Raw genomic sequence first — 17,832 nt, forward strand, 5'->3', positions numbered from 1 at the left:
TGTTTTTGTTTCACTCAAATTTTGGAAATGACTTATGTCTCAATCAATCACACTTTATGTAGATGGCGCTTGTCGTGGCAATCCTGGCTTAGGTGGTTGGGGTGCATATATTATTGAAGGAAATGAAGAACGTAAGATTTGTGGTGGTGAAGCCCATACAACAAATAACCGAATGGAATTAACGGCTGCTATAGAAGGTATTCGTGCCTGTTCAAAAGATGCCAATTTAATTATTTGGACAGATTCCAACTACGTGAAACAAGGCATTACAGAATGGATTCACGGTTGGAAAAAGAAAAACTGGAAAGATGTTAAAAATCCAGACCTATGGAAAGAACTTGATGCAACATGTCAGGGTCGTGAAATTGAATGGAATTGGATTAAAGGTCATGCAGGTCATGCAGGAAATGAAATGGCAGATCAGCTTGCAAACCAAGGTGCAGATGAAACCGAAGAAAAATTGAAAAACCCTATGCAAGATAAAAAAAAAGTTGAAAATGACTGGCTTCTAGACGACCCTTTTGGCTTCGATTTAGCTGAAGATGAGCTAGATGATGCTGAAGAACCTATAGATGACCTTGTCGAAGAGCCTGAAATCGTGACAGAAATAGAAGCAGCTGAAGAATCGAATGAAACCATTATTGAAGAAAAAAACAATAAGAAAATTCATCCACATATTGTGATTGCACCTGCGACAATTGATACCCAAGGTCCTCGCCAACTTATTCTAGATACGGAAACCACAGGTTTTTACTTCCAAGATACAGACCGTATTATTGAAGTGGGTGCGGTTGAAATGATTAACCGCAAACTTACAGGCGGTTCAATTCATATCTATATTAACCCTGAAAAAGAAGTGGGCGAATCTGAAAACATTCACGGTATTTCAGATGACTTTCTTAAAGATAAACCTAAATATGCCGAAATTGCAGATGTCTTATATGACTATCTGAAAGGCGCAGAAATTATTGCCCATAACGCAAACTTCGATATGAACTTCTTAAACATGGAGTTTGAACGCGCTGGTTTAGGCAAACTTTCAGCTGTTTGTGAAGTTACCGATACACTAGCAATGGCGAAGAGCAAGCATCCTGGGCAAAAAAACTCCCTAGATGCTTTAGTACGCCGTTATGAAGTTCCTGCCCGTGATCGTACTTTCCACGGTGCATTACTCGATGCGGAAATTCTGTCTGATGTTTATTTAGCAATGACAGGTGGGCAAGTATCTTTCGATATCGATGCCCTTTCTAATACAGAAGTTTTAGAAGGTGAAGCAACTCGTAGAGATGTTCAAATTGAACTTTCTACCATTTTACCATCTGAAGAAGAATTAGCCGAACATGAGAATTGGATCAAACATTTTGAGGAAAAACATGGCGAAGCCTGCCTTTTTGCCAAATAAAATTTGAATAGATTTCTGTTTTCTATATTTAAACTAAGAACAGTTAAGTTATAGTAAGTCATAAAGATTTTGCTCGCTTTTGGGCATCCGAAATACAGATATAACTTAGGATAGGTGCAGATCAATGTCTTACCAAACCTCAATACACTTTGACCCAACGGCATTACTAATAATAAAAAATGAGGTGGATAGCTCCATTTTGCATGTTGAAACGGCAGTTAGTGCATTAGCGGAAGATCAAACACTACCTTTTGGCATTGATGATGCTTTAGTTCAGTTAGAACAATGTGCTCAAGTATTGAATTTAATTGGGATGAGTAATCTTGCGAAAACAGCTGAATATTCTGCTGAACTTATGCGCAAAATTATGGGGAACCCAAGCCAAATCAACACACAAGAAATTATTGCCTTAAGTGAAGGCACAAATATGCTCAAACGCTATATTGAGTTTATTTGTTTACGTGAAGTTGAAATTCCACAATTTTTACTCGATACATTAAATCGTTTAGAAATTGCTTTAGGGAAACCTGTTACACAAGAAGGTTATCAAGTAGATGCTTTTTTAGGTGAATTTACACCTGACTTTAATTTGCCTCAAGCACCTTCTTTGGAAAAATCTCAGTATGTTCATCGCTTATATAAATTGGCGTTAAGCAAACTATTAAAACAAGAAGCAACAGCTTTAGATTTACAAGCATTTAAAATTATTGGTGCATATTTAGCAAATCTTTCACAGGGTCATCCAAGTAAACAATATTGGAATTTGGTGTGTTACGTTTTTGACAATATTGATCACCTCATTATTAATGAACCACGCTTACGCACATTCATTGAAATTGAAAGTAATATTCGTCAATACTTTGGAACACCTGATCGTTTTAAAGCCAATTTACATCATTTATCGAATATTTTAAGTTTAGCTATTCGCCAAGAAAACAGCACATCACAACATATTCGTGAGCAACTGAATATTGGTGATCAACTGCTAACCGACTTACAACTGCAAGTATTTAGTCGTCATTTATATGGTCCAGATTACGATACCATTCACACCATTAGTGAGTTAGTATCTACAGAAATGGCGCAGTTACGTGTAGATATTGAATACAACTATCAAAGTATGAGCGCTGAAAAAACACAGGAATTACAAGCAAGAATTAAAGATATTGCCAATATATTCCTAGTACTCAATTTGAATGATGCATACTCATCTTTAATAAACCAAGCAAAAGAATTAGATAATACTGATATTCTAAAAGATGAAAATTTCGCTCAAAAATTAATGAATGAGCTACTTTCTGCAATGAATGCGATTGGAATTTTAGAGCGCCATCATACCTCTAGTCGTTTACAGCTTCGCGTAAACAACCGAAATATCGCACTTGATCGCTTAGATGAAGCACATACAACCTTGTTACATGAAGCTAAATTAAGCATTGATTTGGTAACTACAAGCTTAGAACAACATCTTAAAGATCAAGATGTCACAGCTATCGCTAATATTCCTGCTAAATTACAAGAGGTTGCGGGTGCATTGCTATTCTTAAATGTTACTACAGGACAAACCGCTTTGAAAAATGCAGCGCAATTTGTAGAAACACAAATTCAAGCTGAAAAGCCACTGAGCACTGAACATGTTCATTCTGTTTTTGATACGCTTGCAAGTGCAGATATGCTGATTGAAAACTTAAAAAACAAACAACCTGTTTTACAGTCTATGTTTGATGTAGCATTGGCAAGTAGCGAAAAACTGAAATCTGTAGCCTAATGACTGAATTATCACTTGCGTATATTTTCCATCAACAACAACTTTTAGTCGATGAAAACTTCCAACTTCCCAAAGTTGAAAAACTTGCAAGTGATTTAAGTTTTAGCACGGGTGATCAAGTGATTGCCCGTGATTTACAAAACAGCGAAACCATTCCTCATGGCTTACAACTCGTCCCCATTCGTCAATTACTACAATTTTGGGACACCCAACAATTCGAACAAGCCAGCCGAGCAATTCAGCTTTTAGAATGGCGTCGTAATCATAAATTCTGTAGTCATTGCGGTGAAAAAACAGAAGCTCATGCCACTGAATTTGCAATGATTTGCCCTTCTTGTCGCTATCACCAATATCCTCGTGTACAGCCTTGTGTGATTACTGTGATTACACGTGGAAATGATGAGATCCTGCTTGCCAAAAATGCAAAAAATAAAAGCAATATGTACGGTTTAATAGCAGGGTTTATTGAAGTTGGTGAAACGCTTGAAGATGCAGTACGTCGCGAAACTGAAGAAGAAGTTGGATTAAAATTAAAGAATATTCAATATTTAGCAAGTCAACCTTGGCCTTTTCCAAGTAATTTAATGATTGCTTTTAAAGCAGAATATGAATCGGGTGATATTCATTTACAAGAAGAAGAAATTAGCGACGCTCAATTTTTCAAATTTGATGAACTGCCTGAAATTCCATTTAAAGGCAGTATCGCTCATGCAATGATTATGCATGTAACACAAGGTTCAAAAGTTGCAGATGACACTAAAACTTGGCTTTAAGTGATTTTAAATCTAGGCTTATCGCTAAATTTTAAACTTCAGTTAAAGCCTGATCGAGAACCCGCATAATTTCTTTTTTAGTGCTGTAAAGTCGGCTAAACAAACTCGAAACAGAGCCCATTAAAGTGACATGACCTGTTTTAGGAATCACCACCATTTCACTATGGTTCCCAAATTCTTTAAGCTTTTCATCAAAATTAGTAGCATTGCTTAAATGCACAATTTTGTCATTTTCAGCAATGAATAAATAATGCTGAATATGGTTCGATTCCACAAAATAAGAAGGCATGACATTCTGATAAGGTTCTTCCTGATCAAAAGCATCGGCACATAGCGGGTCATCTTTATAATCAAAATGATACGGTCCTGCTAATCCAACCACAGCTTTAATATTCGCTCTACATGTTATTTCGTATTTTTGTGGATGATAAATGGCAGACATGACATTAAATGCACCCGCTGAATGCCCTAACAACACAACACGTTGTGTTGAAATATTGAGTTTTGATTGATGTGCATCTAAATAATTTAAAGCAAGTGTCAAATCATCAACATAAGCAGGAAAAATATGTTGCGGTGCTAAAGTATAGTTAATAACCGCGACATCAAAACCTTCTTTTGCAAAAGCCTCACCCACAAAGCGATAATCTTTTTTATCGCCATGCAACCAAGCCCCACCATGTACAAATACAATGAGTGGGCGGTGATCTCTTGGAAATGTCGTTTGATATAAATCTAAACGGTGACGTGCTGCCAAACCATAAGCAACATTTTCACGCACCGAATAACCTTTTTTCGGTGTTAACCGATTTAAAGCATAACTACCAAAATCATAAATTCGAAACTCTTCGTACAAATATTTCAAATTTTGAGTTTTGGTATTTAACTTTTTCAGTAAGGGTTCAACTTTATTGAGCATTTACAGGTGCTGCATTTGGATCTATCGCAACAGGAGTTTGCACCGTAGGTTGTGCAAATGATTGATTATTTGATGATGCTGTTTCTGTATTATCAATCAATGTGACAATTTTTGTGACATTACCCACTTGCTGTAACACTTGATTCAAATCTGTGGTTTCAGCAGTATTTAAACGTCCCATAACATATAAAACGCCATCTTCTGTATGAATGCGTAATTTACTATCAGACACTACAGGTGCTTTCATCATTAAACCACGTGTATTTGCAGTCACAGTGGTATCTTGCATAATCGTAGAGTAACTAATTTGATTACCTACCGTAATGTAGTTATGAACTGTTTTGACATCGCTCATCGCACGTACATTATCTTCAGCAAGTTGTTTTAAATGCTGATCTGGCACTTGCCCTGTCAATAAAACATTGCTGTGAAAACTTTCAATATTTACACGTGATTGTTTAAATCTAGAATCGAGTTTATATAAATTAATTTTAGCTGTGCGCTGAATTGAATTATCAATAAAAACTTGCCCTAGCGATCTTGCACCACTTTCAGTACCTACAGGTGCGCTACCTGTTCCACCTGAAATAAAACTTGCGCAGCCAGATAAACTTGCGACACATAGTAAAGTTATTGCAATACGATTCATCACTCGGCCAGACTCCTTATTCAATTTTTCATCTTTATTTAATATTCAAACATTTAAATACATTTAACTTATGCTCAAAGATTAATAAACTCTGGATCAAAAGTAAAAGCATTTTCTATCCAATTCAGATCATAAGTGAAATGTGAAAAGTCATGCTGTACAGTTTTTGCAAATTGTTGTTGAAAATCAAAACAAATTACATCAAATCTACAATACAAATCACTCATATCTGGATATTCAGATAAATATGTTAATGCTGTTTTTATAATTTTCTTTTGTTTCGAATTTGATATCACTTCATGAGATTGACCGTATTTCGTTTGTGAACGTGCCTTAACTTCAACAAAAATCAAGTCTTGAGCATTTCTTACAATTAAATCTATTTCACCAAATCTGGAGTGATAATTTTTATGAAGCACTTGAAAACCATTTGCTGTTAAAAACAAACCTGCTTGATGTTCTGCCCAAGCTCCCATTGTTGCTTTATCTTTATCTGTATTTTTCATTTTATTTATGCTTTTTTTATATGTTTATGATTCAAGCAATAAACTTGAAGATCTGCTTTGCATCGCCAATGCCACGGCAATTTCAGGTAGAATAGCGGATTCTTCGTTACGATGATATAAATTCATTGTGACATCAGCACACCCATTGGAGATTGAATATGAGTGCTCAGTTATACGTTGTAGCCACACCAATTGGGCATTTAGATGATATTACCTATCGTGCTATTGAAGTTTTAAAATCGGTGAAGCTTATTGCTGCCGAAGACACACGTACATCTGCAAAGCTACTTAAACACTTTGGTATTAACACACCACTTACAGCATGCCACGATCACAATGAAAGCAATAAAACGGATCATTTAATCGAAAGATTATTGGCAGGTGAAAACATGGCGCTCATTAGTGATGCCGGTACACCACTGATTAGTGACCCAGGTTTTAAATTTGTTCGTGCCGCTCAAACCAAAGGTATTCAAGTTATTCCTGTGCCAGGTGCTTGTGCTGCTATTGCTGCATTAAGTTCTGTTGGCTTACCAAGTGACCGTTTCAGTTTTGAAGGCTTCTTACCATCTAAACAATCTCAGCGTTTACTGCATTTGAATCGTTTAAAAGATGAAACTCAAACACTGATTATTTATGAAGCGCCTCATCGCATTTTAGAGTGCGTAAAAGATATGGCTGATGTTTTTGGTGCAGATCGCCCTGTTGGCTTTGCACGTGAAATTACCAAAACATTTGAAACCATTAAAAAGATGACTTTAGGTGAATTAGTTGAATTTATTGCAAATGATTCAAATCAACAAAAAGGTGAAATTGTTTTAGTCATTGGTGGTGCAAGTGTTGAAAAAGATATGGAGCAAGAAAAGCTCGATCAGCTTTTAACGCGTTTATTACAAGACTTATCTGTAAAAGCAGCATCTCAACTTGCAGCAGACTTAACAGGTATTAAGAAGAAAATTGCTTATCAACGTGCTTTGGAGCTTAACCAAGTAGAACGCTAGGACAGAAAATATTACATTCTTATGGAGTTAAGCCACTTCATAAGAATGTAATTAAAAATACCCTTAATAATTAACATTAAAACAATTATGAAATATATAAAAATTAAAATTCCTAAAAAAATCCAAATACTTAATATTATTTGGTTACTTGGAATTATCCATATTATTTACTTTGGATTACAACCCTATCCTCATTACATAACTGGTGAACTTCAAACAGCAAAAAACGAAGGCATTGCTCTTATCTGTGCTTATTTCTCTATATATTTTTTCATAAGCAACATAATGTTCTTTTCAAACTATGATAAAAAATATTTCTATTTAACCTATGTATTTCAAAGTGTTATTGTAATTTTCCAGTTTTTTATCGCAACTATAGCATCAATGCATGCTCCACCTTTTATAGTAGCCTACATTGTAAATTGCATATTTTTAGTTTTATTACATTTTATTTTCTACCCTATTTATTTAATTTACCAAAAGAAAAGTTCTTTCTAATAGATTAATTTTTCAACAAAAAACTATCTCTATTAAAAAAAACACCACATAAGTGGTGTTTTTATTTAGTCTTTTGCTGACTCATCGGCTGGAACTTCTGTAATTTTTCCACCGCGGGCAAGAAATGCCGCAACTTCATCTTCCAAAGACTGACGTTGCTTTAGTTTAGCCGTTACAGTTAATGTTTCTGCTTCTGAAACATCAATGTCATTCGCTTTTTCATCGCCACCTGTTGCGCCTTTTTCGGCAGCATCAGCTTCATCATCATCGACAGTAGAATCTTCTACATCATCATCATAATCATTCATATCAGTCATTTTCATATCCCCACATTGCGTGTACTTCACAACCAATTTTATTGGTGATGATTTACGAAGAAATTTAACAATCTCTTCGCATTTCGCATAGAGTCAAATATCGGAAAGTGGATTATTTTTTAATCAAATTGGTAAGAATATATTAACAACCGATCAAAAAATATACTTTCAAGTTTAAACTGCGTAGCGTGTGCTTTTTAATAGCTGTAAACCATTGGCTTGTGCCATAAATGCATCTTTTAAAACAGGCTGATTTTCGACCTGCTTCAAACCAAAGTTTCGTGCCAAAACTACAGGAAAAAATGGCGTCGTTTCCAACCAACCAATCGCAGACATTCCATGCATCATGGCGTCATTTTGACCTTTGCGTAAATGTTCATAACGCTTCAAAGTTTGTGCATGTGCCCAAACACCACGTTGATAATCGTGTAATAACACATCACATAATATCGCAGCATCTAAGCAACCAATATTCACACCCTGTCCCGCAAGAGGATGAATCACATGCGCAGCATCGCCAATGATAGCTAAACCTTCTTTCACATATTGCTGTGCAGCACGTGCTTTAAGTGGAAATTTAGCACGTGGCGTCGCTTCTAAAATTTCACCCAACATATGATGACTTTCACGTGTGAGCAATGCTTTAAAATCATCATCACTCAATGCTGAATATTCATCTGCATAATCGTCTGGCAATGTCCAAACAATCGATTGCCAATAGCCATCTTGCTCCGCTTTTAAACTTGCCATTGGCAAAAATGCCAAAGGACCTGTTTCCAAGAAAATTTGTCGAGCAATATGTTGATGTGGCTGTGCTGTGCGAATTGCACAAGTCACACCTGCTTGTTTGTAATCTAGAACATCTAAACCAATAAATGCTTGATCACGCACAAAAGAATTTGCGCCATCTGCACCAATCAGAAGTTTAGTTTTAAGTTGAGTTCCATCGGCAAGTTGAATATACCAAACACCAATGCCTTGTTCGACACGTGAAACCTTGACTTGAGTTCGATAATCTTTTAATTGCTCAAGCATTTTTTGTTGAATCGCCAAATTCAAAATACTTGGTTCAACCATTGAACCTAAAGCTTGTTCAATTGATGGTGTACTTTCAGACACATCACCAAAGTTGATTTCACCATAACCATTTTTATTCCAAACTTGCATACCGCTGTAAGGCATATGGCGAGCAAGTCCATCCCAAACATCTACCGTTTTAAGTAAATGAATCGTCGCTTGGCTTAATGCTAAAACACGTGGATTGGCAACGGCTAAAGTTTTTTCTGAATCGAGGATGGGTGCAGCATCTAAAACTGTGGCTTGTACGCCACCTTTTGCAAGTAATAATGCAGTTAAACCACCCACCAAGCCACCGCCAATAATGACGGCATCTAGTACTTTTTCATTTTGACTCATGCTTTTAACCCCATTGCATAGTTTGCAACCAAAGGTTTAATTCCAGGAATGACATCAAAAGCAACCAAACCTGTGTTACGAATAAATTTTAAGAATGGGTTCTGATTACTAAAACCACGCACCACAGAATCACAGAATTTAATCACACGTTGCTGATCGGTTAAGCGTGATTTTTCATAGTCTAAAAGCATTGATGGTTCACCCAAATCTGCCGATTTAGCCAATTGATCTTTTAAGTAGCGTACCAATACATAAGCATCACGCATGCATAGGTTAAAACCTTGCCCTGCAACAGGATGTATCGTATGTGCTGCATTACCCATAAGTACAACACGTCCTACCGCTTGTTTTTCTGCAAGGACTTGTGACAGTGGGAAACAAAAGCGTTTACCTGTTTTTTGAAATTTACCTGCACGGTCACCATAGGTTTCTTGTAAGGCATCTAAAAAGTGTTGATCATTTTCATCGCCTAACCATTCATCTTCTGTACCTTTTTTCACAGGCCAAACCACTGAACGGCGGTATTCACCCGGTAAAGGAAGTAATGCTAATGGTCCTAATTCACTGAAACGCTCAAAACCAATATGCGTGTGAGGTTTAGACGTTTGAACAGTTGTAACAATGGCAACTTGATCATAATCATGTACTGATGCACCAATACCTAATGCTTTACGGCAGAAAGAATCTCGACCATCGGCAGCAATAACAAGTTTGGCATTCAGTGATAATTTTTCGCCATTTCGTTCTGCTTCAATATGTGCTGAATTTTCATCTTGAGTAAGTGATGTCACATTTACACCATCAATCAGTTCAATATTTTTTTCTTTTAAAACTTGCGTTAATAACACACGACCTAACCATGCATTTTCAATCACTTGACCAAAGCTTTCTACTTTTTCTTGCTCTGCTGTCAGCCTTGCCTTACCAAAGCTACCTTGTTCTGTAATGTGAACTTGTAAAATTGGTGTTGCATGTTCTTGTAATGAATCCCATAAGCCAAGTTCTTGATAAATTTGTACGCTACGACGAGATAAAGCGCTGTTTCGTGCATCGAAACTTGAGTGATATGGTGCAAGATTTGCATCGTCATAATTTGGATATTTAATGGCTTCTAGTAGCTTCACTGCAATGTTTTGTTTCGCTAACATGAGGGATAAACTCAGCCCTACCATACCACCACCAACAATGATTACTTCTTGTTGCATGCCTGTATCCTTCTTATGCTGTTTTCGAGGGTTTAGCCCGAAATACTTAAAATCTTTAATGGATTTTATATTACCTGAAAGATGAGGTTTTTTATAATGATTCGTGCAAAGAAGACATGTTTGTTTCTAGTTAAAGTTCTAAAAAATCACTCTCAGCGGTTATGAAACAATGCTTAAATATAAAGTGTATGAAATAAAATTAAGTAAGTGTGTCTAACCTAACTAACATAGATTTCAATAAATAATGCAACAGCATGATTATAGAGAATATAAATAGCCTCACATAAGGCATATTATGTTAATGATAGGAAAACTTATAAATGAAAAGCTATGAAACTAAACAAGAACTTATAGAGAGTATTAACAGCTCATTTAATAAATATTTATTAGAATTTAGTGATATTTTAGAAAGTGAAAAGAATAAAACTATTTTAGGTATTGATAAAACCCCTTCTCAAAATATTTCCTATCAATTAGGGTGGGTTAGCTTATTATTAGAATGGGAAATAAATGAAAAAGCAGGATTTACGGTCACAACCCCAAAAGATGGATTTAAATGGAATAATCTAGGTCTTCTATATCAAGATTTCTATCAAACATATTCTCAATATTCTATTGATGAGAAGAAAGAATTATTATTTAAAAAAGTAAGGGAAGTTATAGATTGGATTCAGACATTAACAGATGATGAACTTTTTCTACCTAATCAAAGAAAATGGGCAACCACACCTGCACAATGGCCTATATACAAGTGGATTCATATAAATACAGTTGCTCCTTTCACCAACTTTAGAACGCAAATTAGAAAATGGAAGAGACTTAATAGAGTAGAGACTTAAATAATAGTCTTATCGCTCACTATGAAGATAATTCCGCTTATATAAAAAAGCCGATCATCAGATCGGCTTTTTATGAAATGTAATTTATTTAAGTCAATTAGAACTTGTAATTATACTTAAACACTACACCATTCTCGCTATACTTCTCTGCAAAATTACCTTCATAATTAATAAAGAATTCATGTGTATTCTTAATATCAGAACTTACACCAATATTCACAATTGCAGAATCTTTACTAAAAGGAACATCTATATAACCAGCATAACCAGCAATAGCACCGTTATTAGATATCAATGTTAATTTAGCACCATCATTAATGTCTTTAAAGCTATGTTGCCAAGCCAAACCACCATTCAAACTAATATTAGTTGTATCACTGAACTTCCATTTTTTAGATACATCTAAACCTAGTTGTGAAGAAAAACGATCATAACTTGTTTCATCACCAGCTAAAGAAACTTGACCATTTTGTTGAGAGAATTTGTTATTTTTAACATAATCGTAAGACAGTCCTACGTATGGTTCAAAATGCAAATCATCAAGTTTGAATGCATAACCAACTTCTGTATTTACTTGATAAGTACGACCATGATATTTCGCTTTATAACGACCATCATCTAAATCATAATAAGTTGTTTCAACTTCGTTACGACCTAGCGCACCGCTGAATCGTAAGTTAATGTTGTCAATACTTTTACCTGCGTAAATACTAAATTGATAATTATCAACTTTTGCTGAACCATGGTTGTTTGCATCAATATCTTTATTGTTAATCGCACCCATCACACCGACTGTCCAATCTTCAATAAGAGTATCAGCACCAAATGCAACACGTTGATTATCAACATCATACTTATGAGCTTTAATATTCGAGAAGTTATTTAAAGCTCTAGAGCTTGATTTACCTTTAGAGTCCTGTAGTTCAACCCAAATATTATTACTATGATCATTTCGTTGCACATAGCGCAAACGATTATTGATCACTTGACGACCACGATCTAAATCGTGGAACTCTTCAGCCACAACATCACCTTGAATTGATGCAATATTTGCAACTTTTTCAGCTCTTGCAACATCAACTGGTTTAGCTTTATCTACTGCTTCTTGTTCAGCCTTATCTTTAGCTTCTTGTTCAGCCTTATCTTTAGCTTCTTGTTCTGCCTTGTCTTTAGCTTCTTTTTCCGCTGCTGCTTTATCTGCCGCTGCTTTATCTGCCGCCGCTTTATCCGCTGCTAAATCTTTAAATTTCAATTGAAGCTTTTTATCTTGTTCTACTTTTTCAAGTTCAGGCTTAACATCATCTGTAGTAATAGATTTAATATAATTATCATTAAATGATTGATCTATTTTCTCTGCATCAATTAATGTGTATTCATTACCTTGATAACGACTCACATCATTTTTAGTGAGTAAGTTATCAGGTTTTTCCTCATACATATTAAAGTTAGCCTTGTTCAAATAAGCTTTACCTTTAACCACTAGCTTATCTACTTGCTGACTTTCATCTTTAATTTTTACTGTGTATGTAGAGTCTGGAGTAAACTTAATATCACCATGAATGGTAAATGTGCTCAGTCCATTAGCATTATAAAGAGATGGAATAAATTTTCCGTCGTTTATATTTACATTCCCAGCTCGCCCTTGCCCAGAAAGAATACCAGCTTTATTAATAGTTAAATTAGATGTCAGAGAACCTGCAAGATCCAAACCACCTTCATTAATATGAGTCTCGCCCTTATAGGTATTTTTACCAGTAAGTTGTAAAACACCACTGCCGTTTTTAATTAAACCGCCACTACCCGTAATATCATTTGACCACGTATCGAATTCACATTCTTTAGCATCACATGTGCGCTGTCTAGGTGTACCTTTATCATAAACAACACCTTTACCCATGTTTACAGTAAAATCACCATTACCAAAGGTAGCTGCCAATCTATCTAAATCATTTCCTAAATTTTGTTTAACATCATCGGCAAGCATATCTTTCACATCATCAGATGATGCAAAAATTGCAGGTCCTTTAATTGCTTTTTCTAAATCAATTTTACCCCAACCAAAATATTGATCAATAACACGAGAGCTACCATCTTTAACTGCTCCCTGTTCATCCATATCTTGAGTAGTTGTTTTTAATACATTATTAACATCGCTTGATGTCATATATGGGAATCGTTCCATCAAAATAGCTAATGCACCTGTAGCATGAGGTGCAGCCATTGATGTTCCTGTCATATTTTCATAATTATCGACTAGCTCATTATTTACATTTTTATCAAATGTTGAACTGTAAATACCAGTTCCTGGAGCTGCTACACACCATAATGCGGTATATCCACATTGAGATGAACCAGCAAACAATACCTCCTTCGTAGCTTTATCACTCACGATAATATCGGTTAACTCAATATTCGAACCTACTTCTTTATACAAATAATCTATAGCACCTTCTTCTAAATCAACTAGTCTTAAATATTTTTCACCTTGATGCTCAACTTCAAAAAGCTGATATCCTTTCGTAGTTGTAATAACTTTACTATCTTCAGGAATTTCGATTTGATCACTACGAACAGAAATTAAATTTGCAACAGTAAGATAATGCGGTAGAAGTCCCTCATAAACCATCGGTAGTCCCTGATACGCACCAGGCTCATTATAATGATTGTAATTCCCCGCTGCAAAAACATTGATCACTCCGCTTTTTGCTGCATCCTGAATAGCTCTAATTCTATTTATTTCACCATTTTCATTAGATTTATCATTCTTTACATCATACCTAACACCACCTACAAAAATGGTATCCGTTGTCGCATCTACAGCATCTTTAATCGTGATTCCTGTTTGTTTATCTAAAACTTTTTCTAAAAATTCAAGTGGTCTATTTTTACTATTCGCTTCTTTATAGTTTCTTAGGTTAAATTGAGTTTTACCATCAATCCCAGTCAAATCTGCATATTTCGGATTATTTGCATCTATTCCGTAATGCGCATCATTTTCCGTTCCCCAGCTATTATTAATTACTCGAACAGAAGTACCATCAATTAACGGATAAATATTATTTGCCATATTCTGAACAAATAATTTGGAACCATATGCTACCCCATGCATTCCTATATTATCTTTTTGTCCTGCAATAATACCTGACACATGTGCACCATGTTTGTATTTTGCAGGGTCAAAATCGTTGGTAACATCATTACCAATCACTAAACTTGCATCGTGTTCTTTACCTTTTTTATTAGGCGCGACAAAAGTAAGATTGTTAATTAATTCATGAATGCCCGCTGGAAAATCTGAATCTGAAACGCCAATTGCAACACCTTTACCCGTATAGCCTTTTTCATAAGCATGATGAGCACCAATAGAATTTAAGCCCCAATTAGCTTTAAATTCTTCTGTTTGATAGTTTGTTGCAGCTGCAAAGGTATGAGGAGCCACAAGAATAGGACATCCTAAAAGGATACTACGTAAGACAATACTTAACGTTTTTTCCTTGAATAAAGTTTTCATTTCCACCCTTATTTATTAATAGTAATTAAATTTATTGATTAGTAAAAATAAATAATAAAGATATTAGAACTTCGTTTCAAGTTGATGGAAAAGTATAATAATTTGGTAGGGTTTTTATTGCCTTTTGTATTTAGAAAACCTTTTTGCTTTATGTTTTAAAAGTTTCAAGAGGATCAAGAGGATCAAGAGGATCAAGAGGATCAAGAGGATCAAGAGGATCAAGAGGATCAAGAGGATCAAGAGGATCAAGAGGATCAAGAGGATCAAGAGGATCAAGAGGATCAAGAGGATCAAGAGGATCAAGAGGATCAAGAGGATCAAGAGGATCAAGAGGATCAAGAGGATCAAGAGGATCAAGAGGATCAAGAGGATCAAGAGGATCAAGAGGATCAAGAGGATCAAGAGGATCAAGAGGATCAAGAGGATCAAGAGGATCAAGAGGATCAAGAGGATCAAGAGGATCAAGAGGATCAAGAGGATCAAGGATAATTTTCTAATTGGAGTTATATACACTTAATTTTCATAATTTATTATAAATCGGTTGTTTAGTAATCTTAAACAGTGCAAAACACTTATAAAAATTTTAATTTTAATTTATACCTTACCAAGATCCAGTTTCATTGCTATTTTTCTATCATCCCCACAATTAAAGTGAATTTTTTCATGAATATTCATTCATTAAAATGCAAATATTTTGTTTTTTTATCATAAATTAATATATAGAATTATTCCAAATTATTAAGAAATTTTAATCAAAAAACACAGGATCGTATCTTACTACAATATAAAAATTTCATACAAGCAAGCTAAATATGGTACTTAAAAAATTTTAACTCTAACTCAAGTAAATCTATTCAAATCAACTCATAAAAAAGCCAAAATAGAATTCCTTCTACTTTGGCTCATATTCATGTACTGCAAAAACACTCAGGTTTTATAACGCCATCAATGCTTCAATATCTTCAACCGTTTTTACGACATTTTTGGTTAAAACCAATGGACCATTTTTTGTGACTACAACATCATCTTCAATACGAATACCAATGCCACGCCATTTTTCATCTACAGTGGAATCATCTGGTGCAATATAAAGACCAGGCTCAATAGTTACCACCATTCCCTCTTCATAATTACGCCATCTACCATTCTGTTTATATGAACCTACATCATGCACATCCATACCCAACCAATGTCCTGTGCCATGCATATAAAACTGGCGATAATGCTCACTTGCAATAATTTGCTCTAAATCGCCTTGCATAATGCCTAAATCGAGTAAACCTTGAACCAAGATTTTTACCGCAACGTTATGAGGTTCTTTATATGAGTTTCCTATTCTTACCGCATCAATTGCAGCAATTTGAGAATCTAAAACAATATTGTATAAAGCTTTTTGCTCTGCATTAAACTTACCATTCACAGGAAAAGTACGCGTAATGTCAGATGCATAAAGTTGATATTCACATGCAGCGTCAATAAGGACTAAATCGCCATCTTTAAGCACTTGATCATTTTCAACATAATGTAAAATGCAGGCATTTTTACCGCCACCAACAATGCTGTTATACGATGGTACGCAACCATTTTTACCAAAGACATAATTCAATTCAGCTTCTAAAGCATATTCCATCATGTTTGGCTTAACGGTTTGCATTGCACGTGTATGCGCTTCTGCACTAATGTCTGATGCAATTTGCATAAGCTCAATTTCATCGGCAGACTTATGTAAACGCATTTCATCAATAATTCGATTTAATTGTATTAAGCGTGCAGGTGTATTAAAGCCACCACGTTGATTCTCTTCGGCTTGTTTGACCCATTTTGCAACACGTATATCGAAATCTGAATCATGACCAATACGATAAAAAGCTTTATCCTTATTAAGTAATTTTCCAATAATTTCTTCATCTAAGGTATCAATTGCAAAAGCTTCATCTGCTTCATAATCTTCTATTGCACCATCTACACCTGCTCTATAACCATTCCAAATTTCCATTTCACGGTTACGTTCACGGCAGAATAAACTATAACAATAGCCTTCCTCTTCTGTATCAAAGGTTTCAATAACAGCAACTGCTTCAGGTTCTGCAAAGCCCGTTAAATAAAAGAAACTACTGTCTGCTCGAAATTTATAATCTGCATCGTTATTACGCATTGCGACGGGGCTTGTTGCAATAATTGCAATGCTACGTAGCCCCATTTCCCCTGCAAGAATGTCACGACGTTCTTGAAAGTCGGCTTGAGTCAGTTTCTTCATTTAAAATAACTTCTTTTTGATTGTTTGATATATTTTGTTGCAATTAAATTCATCATCAAAATTTAAATTTAAATGTGAACTTTCATGCAACAAAATACCTAAAAATATGCTCAATTAACTTGAGCGATGAGGCGTGAACATTTCAACGACGTTTGTCGCATCTGTTGCTTTCGCTTGTAAATTTTTAGCTGGGAAATGTTTCAATAAAGGTGTGTCGTCAATTGCAACTTTCTTACGCCCCATTGCTAAGCTAACAGGAATTAAACGAACAAATTCATATAATTCTTGATAGCTTTCTTCGCCTTCATCATCGTCATCTGACTCTTCAAACTCAACAGCAGCAACATCTTGAAGGTTTTCAATCCACTCTTGTTCGTCTGGTCGTATATGCCCAGATGCCAAACCAAAACCTAAAACAACACCCGTACACCAATCTGCTAAAGCTTGTACACGTTCAGATAATGTATGTTCATCATCTGGTAACATAGGCAAATAATCGAGTTCATCTTCAGACAAAGCATGCGCTACGTCATCACCTTCCGTTGTAAGAACTTCAAGCGCTTCGGGATTAAGCTCAGGAACTTCTAAAGTTTCAAGAATTTTAATCCACTCTTCACGTGTTGGTGCTTGTGTAATACACACAATGCCCGTCAACAAACCATGTAATTCACTTGGGCTAGAAATCTCTTCAATACCCTTAAAATTGAGGTCCCAATCTGACCAACCTGAAATATCGTCTTGCATTCGTTTATCCAATCTCTATACTTCTTA

The 17,832-nt window shown here is 35.4% G+C and carries 15 protein-coding genes; 6 read left to right on the forward strand and 9 right to left on the reverse strand.

Annotated features, from left to right (window positions below; all coding sequences use genetic code 11):
• The first annotated feature begins 34 nt into the window (after positions 1-34).
• The 3 genes from dnaQ to nudC all read left to right on the forward strand — a co-directional run bounded on the left by dnaQ (position 35) and on the right by nudC (position 3,943).
• Positions 35-1,402 (forward strand): DNA polymerase III subunit epsilon, encoded by a 1,368-nt coding sequence (gene dnaQ / locus GTK57_RS01065; RefSeq protein WP_163120892.1) that lies wholly within the window; start codon positions 35-37, stop codon positions 1,400-1,402.
• Between the two features lie 124 nt (positions 1,403-1,526).
• Positions 1,527-3,170 carry a chemotaxis protein gene (locus GTK57_RS01070; protein WP_163120893.1) on the forward strand — a complete coding sequence of 548 codons (1,644 nt, stop codon included), beginning with the start codon at positions 1,527-1,529 and terminating at the stop codon, positions 3,168-3,170.
• Positions 3,170-3,943: an NAD(+) diphosphatase gene (nudC, locus tag GTK57_RS01075; protein WP_163120894.1), complete on the forward strand. Its 774-nt coding sequence runs from the start codon at positions 3,170-3,172 to the stop codon at positions 3,941-3,943. The genes GTK57_RS01070 and nudC overlap by 1 nt, the downstream gene beginning before the upstream one ends.
• A 31-nt stretch (positions 3,944-3,974) precedes the next feature.
• Here nudC and GTK57_RS01080 read toward each other — a convergent pair whose 3' ends face one another.
• The 3 genes from GTK57_RS01080 to GTK57_RS01090 form a co-directional block, all read right to left on the reverse strand.
• Positions 3,975-4,862: an alpha/beta hydrolase gene (locus GTK57_RS01080; protein ID WP_163120895.1), complete on the reverse strand. Its 888-nt coding sequence runs from the start codon at positions 4,860-4,862 to the stop codon at positions 3,975-3,977.
• Complete coding sequence (locus GTK57_RS01085; RefSeq protein ID WP_163120896.1) at positions 4,852-5,514, reverse strand: BON domain-containing protein; 663 nt, start codon at positions 5,512-5,514, stop codon at positions 4,852-4,854. Before GTK57_RS01085 ends, GTK57_RS01080 begins: the two co-directional genes overlap by 11 nt.
• A 71-nt stretch (positions 5,515-5,585) precedes the next feature.
• Complete coding sequence (locus tag GTK57_RS01090) at positions 5,586-6,017, reverse strand: YraN family protein (RefSeq protein ID WP_228720272.1); 432 nt, start codon at positions 6,015-6,017, stop codon at positions 5,586-5,588.
• A gap of 158 nt (positions 6,018-6,175) precedes the next feature.
• Between GTK57_RS01090 and rsmI the strand changes: the two genes are divergently transcribed.
• Positions 6,176-7,018 (forward strand): 16S rRNA (cytidine(1402)-2'-O)-methyltransferase, encoded by an 843-nt coding sequence (rsmI, locus tag GTK57_RS01095; protein WP_163120897.1) that lies wholly within the window; start codon positions 6,176-6,178, stop codon positions 7,016-7,018.
• 563 nt (positions 7,019-7,581) lie between these two features.
• On the opposite strand, the gene GTK57_RS01100 is transcribed toward rsmI, so the two are convergent.
• The 3 genes from GTK57_RS01100 to ubiH form a co-directional block, all read right to left on the reverse strand.
• Positions 7,582-7,833, reverse strand: a complete 252-nt coding sequence (locus tag GTK57_RS01100) for a hypothetical protein (protein ID WP_152873923.1) — start codon at positions 7,831-7,833, stop codon at positions 7,582-7,584.
• A gap of 174 nt (positions 7,834-8,007) precedes the next feature.
• Positions 8,008-9,249, reverse strand: a complete 1,242-nt coding sequence (locus GTK57_RS01105; RefSeq protein WP_163120898.1) for an FAD-dependent monooxygenase — start codon at positions 9,247-9,249, stop codon at positions 8,008-8,010.
• Entirely contained in the window at positions 9,246-10,454 is a 1,209-nt protein-coding gene (gene ubiH / locus GTK57_RS01110) for a 2-octaprenyl-6-methoxyphenyl hydroxylase (RefSeq protein ID WP_152873925.1), read from the reverse strand. Before ubiH ends, GTK57_RS01105 begins: the two co-directional genes overlap by 4 nt.
• Before the next feature lie 320 nt (positions 10,455-10,774).
• Between ubiH and GTK57_RS01115 the strand changes: the two genes are divergently transcribed.
• Complete coding sequence (locus tag GTK57_RS01115) at positions 10,775-11,293, forward strand: ClbS/DfsB family four-helix bundle protein (protein WP_163120899.1); 519 nt, start codon at positions 10,775-10,777, stop codon at positions 11,291-11,293.
• A gap of 97 nt (positions 11,294-11,390) precedes the next feature.
• Here GTK57_RS01115 and GTK57_RS01120 read toward each other — a convergent pair whose 3' ends face one another.
• Complete coding sequence (locus tag GTK57_RS01120) at positions 11,391-14,804, reverse strand: autotransporter domain-containing protein (protein WP_163120900.1); 3,414 nt, start codon at positions 14,802-14,804, stop codon at positions 11,391-11,393.
• A 124-nt stretch (positions 14,805-14,928) separates the two neighbouring features.
• Here GTK57_RS01120 and GTK57_RS14610 point away from each other — a divergent pair, with 124 nt between their 5' ends.
• Positions 14,929-15,321 (forward strand): hypothetical protein, encoded by a 393-nt coding sequence (locus tag GTK57_RS14610; protein WP_228720273.1) that lies wholly within the window; start codon positions 14,929-14,931, stop codon positions 15,319-15,321.
• Between the two features lie 417 nt (positions 15,322-15,738).
• On the opposite strand, the gene pepP is transcribed toward GTK57_RS14610, so the two are convergent.
• Together pepP and GTK57_RS01135 are read right to left on the reverse strand one after the other, a co-directional pair.
• The gene (gene pepP, locus GTK57_RS01130) at positions 15,739-17,061 is read right to left on the reverse strand and encodes a Xaa-Pro aminopeptidase (RefSeq protein WP_152874042.1); all 1,323 of its coding nucleotides are present in this window, start codon (positions 17,059-17,061) and stop codon (positions 15,739-15,741) included.
• 114 nt (positions 17,062-17,175) lie between these two features.
• A complete protein-coding gene (locus GTK57_RS01135) occupies positions 17,176-17,805 on the reverse strand; it encodes a UPF0149 family protein (protein WP_163120901.1) in 630 nt (209 codons plus the stop codon).
• Positions 17,806-17,832 lie beyond the last annotated feature (27 nt).

Origin of the sequence: Acinetobacter portensis, from assembly GCF_010646905.1 — a bacterium.
Lineage (GTDB): Bacteria > Pseudomonadota > Gammaproteobacteria > Pseudomonadales > Moraxellaceae > Acinetobacter > Acinetobacter portensis.